At 44.7% G+C, this 244-nt stretch carries 1 protein-coding gene; it reads right to left on the minus strand.

Going from position 1 to position 244, the window contains the following annotated elements; genetic code table 11:
* The coding region (locus SB725_RS33335; protein ID WP_410923712.1) for a helicase-related protein at nucleotides 1–244 on the minus strand (244 nt) is incomplete at both ends.

The following is a 244-nucleotide window of genomic DNA, read 5'->3' on the forward strand; positions in this document are numbered from 1 at the left end:
GCACGACCAATGGTCTGAATAAGCGAACGCTCTGAACGCAAGAAACCTTCTTTATCAGCATCAAATATCGCTACCAGTGATACCTCAGGCATATCCAAGCCTTCACGTAATAAGTTGATACCGACCAGCACATCATGCACGCCAGTACGGAGCTCATGAATAATCTGCATACGCTCAACAGTATCGATGTCCGAATGTAGATAGGCGACCTTTACATCATACTCTTTGAGGTAACTGGTCAAAT

The sequence above is a fragment of the Pseudomonas sp. SIMBA_041 genome (assembly GCF_046535095.1).
In the GTDB taxonomy this organism is placed as follows: Bacteria; Pseudomonadota; Gammaproteobacteria; order Pseudomonadales; family Pseudomonadaceae; genus Aquipseudomonas; species Aquipseudomonas mucoides.